This is a genomic window from Clostridium nigeriense, assembly GCF_050585245.1.
Taxonomy (GTDB): Bacteria; Bacillota; Clostridia; order Clostridiales; family Clostridiaceae; genus Clostridium; species Clostridium nigeriense_A.
This window is the reverse complement of sequence record NZ_JBNOOF010000007.1, coordinates 174,416-186,590: the sequence shown is the minus strand read 5'-3', so window position 1 is coordinate 186,590 and position 12,175 is coordinate 174,416. Positions and strand designations below refer to the sequence as shown.

The 12,175-nt window shown below is 29.8% G+C and carries 12 protein-coding genes and 5 tRNA genes; all 17 read right to left on the bottom strand.

The features are described 5' to 3' along the window. Nucleotides 1–4: 4 nt before the first annotated feature. The 17 genes from ACQPUY_RS12455 to pth all read right to left on the bottom strand — a co-directional run bounded on the left by ACQPUY_RS12455 (nucleotide 5) and on the right by pth (nucleotide 12,161). Nucleotides 5–80: transfer RNA gene (locus tag ACQPUY_RS12455), tRNA-Met, on the bottom strand. Nucleotides 81–102: 22 nt separating this feature from the next. Then, a tRNA-Leu gene (locus ACQPUY_RS12450) sits at nucleotides 103–189 on the bottom strand. Between the two features lie 5 nt (nucleotides 190–194). Beyond that, nucleotides 195–271 (bottom strand) — tRNA-Met (locus ACQPUY_RS12445). Between the two features lie 5 nt (nucleotides 272–276). Further along, nucleotides 277–352, bottom strand: a tRNA-Met gene (locus ACQPUY_RS12440). Between the two features lie 21 nt (nucleotides 353–373). Further along, nucleotides 374–460, bottom strand: a tRNA-Leu gene (locus ACQPUY_RS12435). Between the two features lie 208 nt (nucleotides 461–668). Beyond that, nucleotides 669–1,079: a S1 domain-containing RNA-binding protein gene (locus ACQPUY_RS12430; RefSeq protein WP_430841555.1), complete on the bottom strand. Its 411-nt coding sequence runs from the start codon at nucleotides 1,077–1,079 to the stop codon at nucleotides 669–671. Nucleotides 1,080–1,162: 83 nt separating this feature from the next. Continuing rightward, nucleotides 1,163–1,450: an FtsB family cell division protein gene (locus tag ACQPUY_RS12425; protein WP_430841554.1), complete on the bottom strand. Its 288-nt coding sequence runs from the start codon at nucleotides 1,448–1,450 to the stop codon at nucleotides 1,163–1,165. 83 nt (nucleotides 1,451–1,533) lie between these two features. Then, nucleotides 1,534–1,923 carry a spore cortex biosynthesis protein YabQ gene (gene yabQ, locus ACQPUY_RS12420; RefSeq protein WP_430841553.1) on the bottom strand — a complete coding sequence of 130 codons (390 nt, stop codon included), beginning with the start codon at nucleotides 1,921–1,923 and terminating at the stop codon, nucleotides 1,534–1,536. A gap of 6 nt (nucleotides 1,924–1,929) precedes the next feature. Further along, complete coding sequence (gene yabP / locus ACQPUY_RS12415) at nucleotides 1,930–2,223, bottom strand: sporulation protein YabP (protein WP_430841552.1); 294 nt, start codon at nucleotides 2,221–2,223, stop codon at nucleotides 1,930–1,932. A 51-nt stretch (nucleotides 2,224–2,274) separates the two neighbouring features. After that, complete coding sequence (locus ACQPUY_RS12410) at nucleotides 2,275–2,535, bottom strand: RNA-binding S4 domain-containing protein (RefSeq protein ID WP_430841551.1); 261 nt, start codon at nucleotides 2,533–2,535, stop codon at nucleotides 2,275–2,277. A gap of 63 nt (nucleotides 2,536–2,598) precedes the next feature. Next, a complete protein-coding gene (locus ACQPUY_RS12405) occupies nucleotides 2,599–2,874 on the bottom strand; it encodes an HU family DNA-binding protein (protein WP_016206851.1) in 276 nt (91 codons plus the stop codon). Nucleotides 2,875–3,076: 202 nt separating this feature from the next. Continuing rightward, nucleotides 3,077–4,549, bottom strand: coding sequence for a nucleoside triphosphate pyrophosphohydrolase (mazG, locus tag ACQPUY_RS12400; protein ID WP_430841550.1), 1,473 nt, complete (start codon nucleotides 4,547–4,549; stop codon nucleotides 3,077–3,079). A 19-nt stretch (nucleotides 4,550–4,568) separates the two neighbouring features. Beyond that, the gene (locus ACQPUY_RS12395) at nucleotides 4,569–6,104 is read right to left on the bottom strand and encodes a putative polysaccharide biosynthesis protein (protein ID WP_430841549.1); all 1,536 of its coding nucleotides are present in this window, start codon (nucleotides 6,102–6,104) and stop codon (nucleotides 4,569–4,571) included. 103 nt (nucleotides 6,105–6,207) lie between these two features. Next, nucleotides 6,208–6,756 carry a stage V sporulation protein T gene (spoVT, locus tag ACQPUY_RS12390; protein WP_430841548.1) on the bottom strand — a complete coding sequence of 183 codons (549 nt, stop codon included), beginning with the start codon at nucleotides 6,754–6,756 and terminating at the stop codon, nucleotides 6,208–6,210. Between the two features lie 219 nt (nucleotides 6,757–6,975). Continuing rightward, nucleotides 6,976–7,956 carry a peptidylprolyl isomerase gene (locus ACQPUY_RS12385; RefSeq protein ID WP_430841547.1) on the bottom strand — a complete coding sequence of 327 codons (981 nt, stop codon included), beginning with the start codon at nucleotides 7,954–7,956 and terminating at the stop codon, nucleotides 6,976–6,978. Between the two features lie 92 nt (nucleotides 7,957–8,048). After that, nucleotides 8,049–11,564, bottom strand: a complete 3,516-nt coding sequence (gene mfd / locus ACQPUY_RS12380; RefSeq protein WP_430841546.1) for a transcription-repair coupling factor — start codon at nucleotides 11,562–11,564, stop codon at nucleotides 8,049–8,051. Between the two features lie 21 nt (nucleotides 11,565–11,585). After that, a complete protein-coding gene (pth, locus tag ACQPUY_RS12375; protein ID WP_430841545.1) occupies nucleotides 11,586–12,161 on the bottom strand; it encodes an aminoacyl-tRNA hydrolase in 576 nt (191 codons plus the stop codon). Nucleotides 12,162–12,175: the final 14 nt, after the last annotated feature.

Below are 12,175 nucleotides of genomic sequence, written 5' to 3'. Positions count from 1 at the left end.
TTTTTGGTTGCGGGGGCAGGACTTGAACCTACGACCTTCGGGTTATGAGCCCGACGAGCTGCCAACTGCTCCACCCCGCGATATTATAAGCTAAATTCAACTTGGTGCTGAAGACCGGAATCGAACCGGTACGGTATCGCTACCGCAGGATTTTAAGTCCTGTGCGTCTGCCTGTTCCGCCACTTCAGCGTATATGGTAGCGGAAATAGGACTTGAACCTACGACACCTCGGGTATGAACCGAGTGCTCTAGCCAGCTGAGCTATTCCGCCATTTTTGGTTGCGGGGGCAGGACTTGAACCTACGACCTTCGGGTTATGAGCCCGACGAGCTGCCAACTGCTCCACCCCGCGATAATTAAGTTGAATTTAGCTTGGTGCTGAAGACCGGAATCGAACCGGTACGGTATCGCTACCGCAGGATTTTAAGTCCTGTGCGTCTGCCTGTTCCGCCACTTCAGCATATTTTCTGTCGCCCCTCAGCGACAAAATTAATTATATATGATGTTTTATTTAGTGTCAACATATTTTTTATATTTTTTTATTTAACAATATTCAATTATGAAAATAAATCTTTTAAAGCTAAATTATAAAAGGCTAACTTCATAGGTGAAATTAGCCTTTTATATAGATTTATATATTAAATTTATATGATGTCGATTATTACTTATTAATAGTTTCTTCTGGAGCCCTTAGATTTAAAATCTTGTTTCTTTTTAACATCTTGCATTCTTTCTTCACTATCTTTTAAGAACCTTGACATTATATCTTCGAAATTTCCTGTATTCATACCAGTTTTCTTACTTTCTGAATTCCAATCTATTTCTACTGGTTTAACTGATTTTTTTTGTACATTTGCTTGCTTTATTGACAAGCTTATTTTTCCATTATCGTCAATTGATATTACCTTCACCTTAACCTTGTCTTGTTCATTAAGATGTTGTCTAATATCCTTAACAAATGAATCCGCCACTTCTGAAATGTGAACCAGTCCTGTCTTTCCCTCTATTTCTACGAAAGCTCCAAAACTAGTTATATTAACTACTGTACCTTCTAATATGTTTCCTGCCATCAAGGTCATGTTACAAAGATTCCTCCTTAAAAATTAAATAATATATGTTATTATAATAATAACCTCTTTTAAATAGTTTTAAAACATATTCTTTAATTTTGCTCTTGGGAATTTACAACTTTCTCTCCGTCTTTTATCATACCTAGTCTTTCTCTTGCAAGTTTCTCAAGATATTCATTAGACTCCGTTGCCTTTTTAAGGTCAGATTCTAATTCACCATTTTTATCCTTAAGCTCTTGTAATTCTTCTTGACTATTAACAATATCTTCTTGAATTCTTCTAATTGTAATTTCCTGTTTAATATAATTAACAACAAAAATCGCAAAAATAAAAACTATAATCAATCTTTTAAGAGTTAATTGCTTTTTAATTGCTCTCACCCTCTTTAAATATACTATATAATATATTTTAAACACTATATATATTTTATTCAAGATATTTTTTTATGTTCCTAATTTTTACATCACTTTTTACCAGAAATACCGTAATATATTATTCTTATAGGATAAATTAAATTCTTTAATAATATCCTAATAAACTTTCCTAATTTGCTAATTATATATATCTCTATTTTCAGAACCATAGGGCTTATAAGCTTTAAATAAAGAATTAGAGTTAATATCATAAATATATATACATATGGGCCAAAAAAAGCGTAGTTCATATATAGTAAAAAAGTAAATACTATAACGGCAGTAAGAATCCAAAATAATATATCCTCTATGATAATTATTATTTTAGGTATTTTTACTCCCCTTATTATGTTATATAAGTCAAATAATATACCCGCTAATATCCCAGAAAGAATGGAATATATTACTATGTCAAATTGAATATCTAAAGATAACGGCATATAAACCTACTTAAATAACTTAGAAATTATACTTTCTTTTTCTTTTTTTACTTCTTTACTACTATATATTATTGAAGATATGTTTCCAACTATTATAACGTCACCATTTTGAACATCTAGCTTATTCATTTTTAATTCTGATCCTTTAATAGTCAAAAAACCTAATTTTGTATTTAATAAAATTTTCTCATCATCAAAACTTATAACTTCTTCTACCCCAGTAAGAACTAGTTTTTTTCTATTTTCTAAAATTATATTGCCCCTCGGCTCTTCGAGCCTATTCTCAATTTTCTTTTCCATCTTATCTCCTCCACATATTCTTTATAAAAATATATGAAAGAGAAATTATATTTATTCTTTATCTTCTTCTCCTTCTAGTATCTCGTACATTTCTTTTGCATTTTCTTTTTTCACATGTTCAGCTATATTTATAATTCTAGCTTTTAAAGATCTATTAGCAAATTGAATTTCAATTATGTCCCCTTCTTTTATAACAGTTGAAGGCTTAGCTATCTTTCCATTTATAGATACCCTTTCTCCCTCGCAAACCTCTTTAGCTACTGTCCTTCTCTTAATAATTCTAGAAACCTTAAGATATTTATCTAACCTCATGTTTACTCTCCTTAAAATTAATTTTTATTAAAAGAACCCGAGTAAACTCGGGTTCTTAATATACTACTTATTAACTTTTTCTTTAAATTCTTTTCCTGCCTTGAATACTGGAACAGTTGAAGCTGGAATGTTTATTGTTTCTTTAGTTCTTGGATTTCTTCCTTCTCTTGCAGCTCTTTCTCTAGTCTCGAAAGTACCGAATCCAACTAATTGAACTTTTTCACCTTTTTCTAAAGCTTCTTCAACGCTTTCAATGAATGCTTTTAATGCTAATTCAGCATCCTTCTTAGTTAATTTACTTTTTTCTGACATGCTAGTGATTAATTCTGCTTTATTCACAATTACATCCTCCTTAAATAACCCGTATATATTTTAGTAGTTAACTATTTCTGTTAATATGTACTATAACTACATTCTCTTATTATATATCGTCTTTTTCTACTAGTCTACAACATTATGAATTTTTTGTTATAAACGCTATTTATTACAATAAGTTATTTATAGTATAGTATAAACCAATATATATTATTCTTCAAAAAATTTATAAATCCTTCTTGTTTTTATCAAATTCTTTATTTTTTGCTTTATTCCAAATTTCATCCATTTCCTCTAAAGTCATTTCAGTTAAATTTTTATTATTTTTTATAGCTTCTTCTTCGATAAAAGAGAACCTATTTATAAATTTTTTGATAGTAGAATTTAATGCCTCTTCTTCATCTATACCTAACAGCCTTGCTACATTGACACAAGCAAAGATTAAGTCACCTACTTCATCTTTTATTTTTTCCTTATTATTGGATTTATATACATCTAATACCTCTTTTAATTCTTCTTCCACCTTTAAAGCAGCTTCTTCTACCTTATCCCAATCAAATCCAACTTTAGCCGCCTTCTTTTGTACCTTATGAGCTCTAATTAACGCTGGTAAAGCCTTTGCTACAGCATTCATTTCATCTGTTATAGTTTCAAAGTGCTTTTCTTTCTTTTTAAGTTCTTCCCAGTTATCAATAACTTCATCACTATTTGAAACATCTATATTTCCAAACACATGTGGATGTCTATAAATCATTTTATTGCATATAGAACCTATTACATCATAGATATTAAAGTATCCATCATCTTTACCTATTGATGCATGAAATATTATATGTAATAATACATCCCCAAGTTCTTCGATCATTCCATCTATATCATCATTATTTATGCTATCAACTACCTCATAAGCCTCTTCTAAAAGTTGGTTTTTTATACTTTCATGACTCTGCTCCATATCCCAAGGGCATCCGTCTTCCCCTCTTAGCCTATCTATTATCTCAACTAAATCATTAAAGTCTTTTTTATTATTCATGTCTTTAGGAATATAAATAGAAGTTAGATAATCTATATCTTCTTGCATATCAAGTTCATATATAGGTATTTTTCTAATTGATTCTTCTCCTGCTATACCAGCAGCTCTTACAAAATATATTTCAGTATCATCATTATAATAATCAAGTAATCTAAGCTTAACTTCCGAAGCTATTAATGGATTATATACTTGAGTTATTATAGTTCCTATTCTCTTATCTAAAACCTGATTATTTATATCAAAAGCATCTATAACCTTTAGTCCTTCAATCGGATCTATCTTTAGTACATCCATCATAGCATCTATAAAGCTTACAGCTGGGACTATTTCATATTTAATTCCCTCATTATCACATAAATTAATAAGATTAAATACTGATTTTTCCGCCACTAAAGGATGTCCTGGAACTGCATATACTATTTCATCGCAAGTTTTATAATTGCTTACTATATCACTAGCTATGCTATCATAAACTTCATCAAAATTTTCCGAAACCTCGTAATAATGATCATATGTTTTAAACTCTTTTATTTTTTCTCTTAAATAATCTACAGTAGGGTGCTTTTCAGTTCTAAAGTATATATTTTTACCTTCTTCTAAAGCCCTAACAGCTCCAATAGTCAAAGATTCTGGAGCCCCTGGTCCTAAACCTATTATTTTTATCATTAGGTTCTCTCCTCACTTATTAATTTTTCACTATTTTATTTTTGATTTCATCTATACTAAATATTCTAAGTATTAATATTAACATTACATATATAATAATACCCAAAAATATAGCTATTAAGCAAGAAGAAGTGTTGCTACCTGTCTTATTAAATAAGAAAATATAAGAAATTAATACACCAATAATCATAATTATCGCTGCAATACTAGGTTTGATAAAAGATTTATATACATTTAATTTTAAATTAAGTTTACTTTTTAAGGAAATTAAATTTAATATAGTTGCCACTAAATAAGCTGAAACACTAGCTATAACCGCACCATAAATGTTAATATTAGGCATTGGTACTAAAACAAAAGTTAATATAACCTTTACTATGCAACCTATAAATAAATTAATAATTGGCCTTATATAGTGACCAATTCCTTGCATAATTGATGTTGTTGTTTGAGTTATTATAATAAAAGGAATAGATATTGATAAATATTTTAAAATTAATATTCCTTCATATTTCCCGGGAAATATTACTTTCATTATAGGCCCTGCAAGAAAATATAGTCCTAATGTACAAGGCATGGCTATAAGCATAGACATTTTCATAGATAACTGAACTTTTGACTCAAGTTCTCCTCTTTTTCTCATAATATAATTTTCTGCTATTATCGGTATTAGAGATGTTCCAAGAGCCATAGACAAAGTTAATGGTATATTTGTAATTACATTTGCCTTCCCTGTTAATTGCGCATACAAAATAGTTGCACTTTCTGAGGATAAACCAGCTTGCAATAACTTTTGTGGTACTAGTATAGAGTCTATTAAACTCATTATAGTTCCTACTGTAGTTCCTAATGAAATTGGTAAAGCAATTTTCAATATCGCCGATAATACTTCTGGATTACTTTTTACTTTTTTATTCCACATTTCCTTTCTAACTTTTTTATATTTTTCATGTAAGTAACTTGCTCCTATTACTCCTCCTGCTGCTGCTCCAAAGGCTGCTCCTCCCGCTGCATACTCTATACCTTTAGGTAATAGCAATATAGCAAGTCCAACTCCTATTATCACTCTTCCTATTTGTTCTAAAATCTGCGAAATTCCTGAAGGAGTCATATTCTGAAGTCCTTGAAAGAATCCTCTGTATATAGTCATAATAGATATTACAAAAGGCGCAAAGGATATACCCAATAAAGCATAATAAGATTTCATATCCCATTGAACAAACTGTATTATAGGTTTTGCAAATATAAATAATATAATGCTTGTACCAATTCCTAAAAACATCATTAATATTGTAGATTCCTTTAGTATAACGAATATACTTTCTATGTCTCCCTTTGCCTTCTTCTCTGAAATCATCTTTGAAATAGCTACAGGAACCCCTGAAGCCATGGCAACGAAAAACATATATAAAGGATATGACATTTGATAATACCCTACTCCTTCATCTCCTATAAGCATAATCAATGGCCATCTAAAAAATAATCCTAAAAATCTTGCTACTATTCCCGCTATTCCAAGTATCAAGCTTGCTTTTATTAGTGATTGTTTCTTCATAAAATACCTCCAAACTTTAAATTGCTTTTAATAATTTTTATTTTAAGTTTAGAGGTATTATTACTTTTTATTGATAACTTTATATTTATTTAATTATTTCTTTTTATTGTTCCATTTGTTTACCTAAGAAAGCTGAAGCTGTTTCAGATAACTTTAATTCTAGTTCTCCTAATTTTTCTCCTGATTCTTTAGATAAGATTATAACTGCTCCTATGGCATCTCCTTCAGCGATAATTGGAGATATTACTTGACTAGCATATTTTCCTGCTTCTTCGTCATTATGTAATGGAATAGTTTTGCCTTGATCAGTTATTAACACTGCTTTTCTTTCTTCCATTATTCTTTCTAACTCTTGGCTAACCTTTCTTTCGATATAATCCTTTTTAGGTCCACCACTTACTGATATAAAAGCATCTTTATCCGCTATCAAAATAATATGTCCAATTGCTTGTTGTAAACTTTCAGCATATTCCTTTGAAAAATCAGTTAATTCTCCAATTGGGGAGTATTTTTTTAAAATAACTCCGCCTTCTCTATCAGTGAAAATCTCTAACGGATCCCCTTCTCTAATCCTTAAAGTTCTTCTTATTTCTTTTGGTATTACAACTCTTCCTAAGTCATCAATGCGTCTAACAATTCCTGTTGCTTTCATTATTATGAGCTACCTCCTTTATTAATAATTAGTTGCAATATTATTATTTGACTTCTTAGAAATTTTATACCCATATAACCAAATTTTATAACAAATTACACTAACAACTGTTTAATTCAAAATCTAATAATTCATTTGTTAAAATCAAATTGTTAAAATTAAAAAAAGAAATTCAGAACTAGCTGAATTTCTTTAATAATCTTTTATCTTAACTTTTGACTAAAGCCTATCTTCGTATGTTTTAACATTATAATCAGTCTTCCATTGTTCTATAGAAGATGTATAAATTTCATTTTTCTTTTCATTTTCCAATGTAGTCTTTATTGTATCTTTTACTTCATCTAAAGTCTGTTCTTTATAATCAGTAACTTTTATTATGTGATATCCATAATCACTCTTTACAGGCTCTGATATTTCTCCATCCTTTAATTGCTTAAATGCATCTGTAAATTCTTGAACATATTGAGTAGTATTATAAGTAACTGTTCCTAAACTACCACCATTATCCTTAGTTCCTGTATCTTCTGAATATTCCTTTGCTAATTCAGCAAAATCTTCTCCATTTACAGCTCTTTCTCTCACTTCTTTAGCAGTATCTTCATCACTAATTAAAATATGAGAAACTGTTGCTGACTTATAATTATCTATATTTTCATCATAATACGCTTGTATTTCCTCATCAGAAACACTTACATCCTTAAATATTTCATTAGTAACATTAGTACTAATTAAATTACTTCTCATACTCTCAGTTAATTGTGTAGTATATTCTTCTAAAGTCAAATTTGCATTTTCTAAAGCTGTGTTGAAGGCATCTTCTCCACCTAAACTTTCTTTCAAGTTATCTATATACTCTTGTGTTGCAGATTGTACTTCTTCATCTGTTGGAAGTACTCCAAGTTCCTCTGCTTTCTTATACATAACTTTTTCTTCTACTAATACGTCGATAGCTTGAGTTCTTAATTCTTTTACTTGATCTGCTACATCTTCATTTGTATCATAATCCTCACCATAATATGATTGCAAATACGGATCTGCTATTTCATCTACATCTCCTCTTGTAATCTTAACATCCCCTACTTTTGCTAGAACTGTGTTCTTTATAGCTTCTGGTGTCTTTTGTATCATTTCACATCCAACTGCTGAAAGAGCAAAAATGCTTAAGGCACTTGCAGCTATCAATCTTTTAATTTTAACCAATGATGTTCCCTCATTTCTATTTAATTTGTTAAACCCATTTAATTATACACAAATAGTATATCAATATTGTGTCAGTTATTCAATTTTTTAAATTAACTTTTAATATTTTTTGTTAATTTATCCATAATTTCCTTGAACAATCCCAAAGTCCCTTCTTTTTTTATTTCAGAAAGTCTAACACCAAAATATGGCTTCTCTCCAAACATTAAAAATACCTTATCTTTATAATTCTCTAATAGATACTTATAAATATGATTTAAATTTTTAACTCCATCTGCAAATATGAACTTAATTTCTTTTGGAGTTTCCTTAATTTCTTCAATTGAAATCATCTTCGCTCTACTTTTAATATAAGCTATGTCCATCAAATTATATACAGGTTCTGGAATTTCCGAATATCTATCTTCAAGTTCGGCCTTAATATCCATATAGTCATCTAAGTTTTCTATTGCAGCAATTTTTTTATAAACTTCTATCTTTTGAATTTCATCTTCTATATAAGTACCTGGGATATATGCATCTACCTTTATATCTACTGTAGTTTCTATAGGTTCATTCTCTATTTCACCTTTAATTATCTTAATGGTATCTTCAAGCATTCTACAATACAGATCATATCCTATTGCGGCCATATGTCCATGTTGCGCTGAGCCCATCATATTCCCTGCTCCCCTAATTTCTAAATCTCTCATAGCTATCTTGAATCCTGATCCAAGTTCTGTGAAATCTTTTAAAGCCTTTAATCTCTTTTCTGCTACCTCTGTTAAAACTTTATCTTTAGTATACATAAAATATGCATAGGCAATTCTATTAGATCTACCAACTCTACCTCTTAATTGATACAGCTGAGATAATCCCATTTTATCTGAATCATGAATAATCATGGTATTAACATTAGGAATGTCTATTCCAGTTTCTATTATAGTAGTACATACTAGAATATCAAATTCCTTATTCATGAAGCTTACCATTTCTTTTTCTAACTGTCTTTCAGTCATTTGGCCATGAATAATTCCAACCTTACATTCTGGAACTAAATCAGCTAAGTATTTTGCCATAGCTTCTATACTTTCTACTCTATTATATACATAGTAAACCTGGCCACCTCTATTTACTTCCCTTAATATAGAATCTCTAACTAATTGATCATTTTGCTCCACTACATAAGTTTGAATAGGATACCTTTCTTCTGGTGGAGTTTCTATTACAGAAATATCTCTAGCGCCTGTTAAAGACATATGAAGAGTTCTAGGTATTGGAGTAGCACTTAATGTCAATACATCAACATTCTTCTTTAAATTTTTAATTTTTTCCTTTTGAGCAACGCCAAATCTTTGCTCTTCATCTATAATTAATAAGCCTAAATCTTTAAACACTATATCTTTAGAAACTAATCTATGAGTCCCTATTAATATATCTACATTTCCTTCCTTAACAGCTTGTAAGGTCGCTTTTTGCTCTTTAGCACTTCTAAATCTACTAATCATATCTATCTTCACTGGGAAATCTGAAAATCTTTTAAGCATATTTTTATAATGTTGCTCTGCAAGTATAGTAGTTGGTACTAAGAAAGCTACTTGCTTTCCATCCATAACTGCTTTAAAAGCTGCTCTAACCGCTACTTCTGTTTTTCCATAACCAACATCTCCACATAGAAGTCTGTCCATAGGTTTATCCGACTCCATATCACCTTTAATTTCTTCAAGAGATGTTAATTGGTCTGGTGTTTCTTCAAATGGAAATTCATCTTCAAATTGCATTTGCCACTCAGTATCTTTATTAAATCTATATCCCTTTAAAGTAGCTCTAGTTGCATAAAGTTTAACTAAATCTTCTGCAATTTCATTTATTGATTTTTTAACCTTAGCCTTAGCCTTATTCCACTCATTGCTTCCTAATTTATTTACTTTAGGAGTTTTCCCTTCAGAGCCTATATATTTTTGTACTAAATCCAATTGATCAACGGGCACATATAACTTATCACCTTTATCGTAAACTATATCTAGGTAATCCCTTTTATGTCCACCTACTTCAATTTGCTTTATTCCCTTATATACACCAACTCCATGATTAGCATGAACTACATAATCTCCAAGTTTAAGCTCTGCAAAGCTCTTTATTTTTCCTATACCTTTTTTATTGGTTTTTCTCTTAGATATTTTTCTCTTAGCCTCACCAAAAACATCTTTATCTGAAATTACACAAATCTTTAAATCTGGATATTCAAATCCCTTTAATAAATTTCCAAAAGTAATTACAACTTCTCCAAATTCTATAGAGCTTATGTCATCTCTATAAGTACTTTCAATTCCTCTATCTCTTAAAGTATTAACTAGCCTTTCACCTCTAGGTCTGGTACCTGATAAAATTATAGTCTTATATCCTTTGGATTTCTTTTCTTGAATATCTTCTATCAAAAGATCCAACTGCCCTTGATAACTATTTAAAGTAATTGCGTTTAAGGAAAACTTATTTAGTGGATTTAATATTTTACTATTTGTAGCAAATACATCTAAAGTAATAACCTTCTGAATTTCCAACTTTTCTATTAAATCTTCTTTATCTAATAAAAGTTTACTTTGTGATGGTAGAATTCCACCTCTTTGTAAAAAAGATTCATAATTCTCCCCAAATTCAAAATAGCAACTTTCAAGCTTACCTTCACACTTCTTAACATCATCAACTATATATGTATAATTTTTTACATAGTCAAAAAAGCTATCTGGCTTTTCATAAAAGTAAGACAAATAACTATCTACTGTTTCAAATGTTAAAGTTTCTGTTAAAGATTCAATATTAGATTTTACTATCGCCTCTAACTTTTCTATTCTTTCTTCATCAGATTTTCCCTTAGCTTTAACTTGTTCAAATTCCTTTAAAATATTTTCTTTTCCTCTGTTTAAAGCCTCTTCATCTAAGATAACTTCCTTAGCAGGGAATATCTCCATACTGTCAACCTTTTCAATACTCCTTTGTGATTCAGTATTAAAGGTTCTTATCGAATCTATACTATCTCCAAAAAGTTCTATTCTATATGGATAAGTTGATATTGGTGGAAATACATCTAATATTCCTCCTCTTAACGAGAATTCACCTTTTCCTTCAACTGCCTCAACCCTCTCATATCCACACTCTAATAACATTTTAGATAAGTCTTTAAAATCTACTTCATCATCAACTCTTAATGTTATGTTATATTTCATAAATAACTCTTTAGGAGTATAAACTGAAGTTAAAGAATCAATTGAAGTAACTATAATTTTATTATTATTACTTAAAATCTCCTTTATTACCTTTAACCTTGCCCACCTCAAATCTCCTGAAATAGCATCTATGTTATAAAAAACTACTTCCTTTGCTGGAAAGTAGTAAATATCATTAGTATAAAAGCTTAAATCTTCATATATATTCTTAGCTTCCATATCACTATAAGTAACTATAATCATAGGAGAATTTATATTTTCATAAATTCCAAATATACCGTAACTTTTACCAGAATCCGATAATCCATTTATATTAACTGGATATTTATCACTATTGATGCTAGCTATTATTTCATTAAAAGTAGAGTTATCCCTTAAGGGCTGCAATACCCCCTTTAATCTCATTAAAATACACCGTCCTTATTATTATTCAATTTTGGATAGCTTAAATCCATTTAATTCATTCATAGCCTCTTTTGTTCCATCTTTTATTATTATTTCTACAGCTTTAGCAGAAGCATCTATAACTTCATTTAAATCTTGTAATTCTTCTTTGCTAAATTTGCCTAAAACATGAGATACTAAATCTCCTTTAGGTTGTCCTACCCCAATTTTAATCCTTGGAAAAACATCAGTGCTCATATTAGCTATTATGCTTTTAATACCGTTATGTCCACCAGCACTTCCCTTTTCTCTAATTCTAAGCTTTCCAACTTCTAGACTTATATCATCATATATTACTATAACTTCTTCTTTTTCTAATTTATAAAAATTAATGGCTTCTCTAATACTTTCCCCACTTAAATTCATATAAGTAGTAGGCTTTAACAATACAACTTTACATCCATTTATAAAACCTTCACCAAATACGCCTTTAAATTTTGTCCTATTTACATCTATATTATACTTTTTAGAAATATAATCTACAGCTTCAAATCCTATATTATGTCTAGTTCCATCATATTCTTTTCCTGGATTACCTAGACCTACAACTAAAAACATAGTTTCTCGCCCTC

What these genes read in the sequence shown, in the direction of transcription:
- ACQPUY_RS12430 (WP_430841555.1), bottom strand. Translation starts at nt 1,079, where the DNA reads ATGACCTTGATGGCAGGAAACATATTAGAAGGTACAGTAGTTAATATA.
- yabQ (WP_430841553.1), bottom strand. Translation starts at nt 1,923, where the DNA reads ATGCCGTTATCTTTAGATATTCAATTTGACATAGTAATATATTCCATT.
- yabP (WP_430841552.1), bottom strand. Translation starts at nt 2,223, where the DNA reads ATGGAAAAGAAAATTGAGAATAGGCTCGAAGAGCCGAGGGGCAATATA.
- ACQPUY_RS12410 (WP_430841551.1), bottom strand. Translation starts at nt 2,535, where the DNA reads ATGAGGTTAGATAAATATCTTAAGGTTTCTAGAATTATTAAGAGAAGG.
- mazG (WP_430841550.1), bottom strand. Translation starts at nt 4,549, where the DNA reads ATGATAAAAATAATAGGTTTAGGACCAGGGGCTCCAGAATCTTTGACT.
- ACQPUY_RS12395 (WP_430841549.1), bottom strand. Translation starts at nt 6,104, where the DNA reads ATGAAGAAACAATCACTAATAAAAGCAAGCTTGATACTTGGAATAGCG.
- spoVT (WP_430841548.1), bottom strand. Translation starts at nt 6,756, where the DNA reads ATGAAAGCAACAGGAATTGTTAGACGCATTGATGACTTAGGAAGAGTT.
- mfd (WP_430841546.1), bottom strand. Translation starts at nt 11,564, where the DNA reads ATGAGATTAAAGGGGGTATTGCAGCCCTTAAGGGATAACTCTACTTTT.
- pth (WP_430841545.1), bottom strand. Translation starts at nt 12,161, where the DNA reads ATGTTTTTAGTTGTAGGTCTAGGTAATCCAGGAAAAGAATATGATGGA.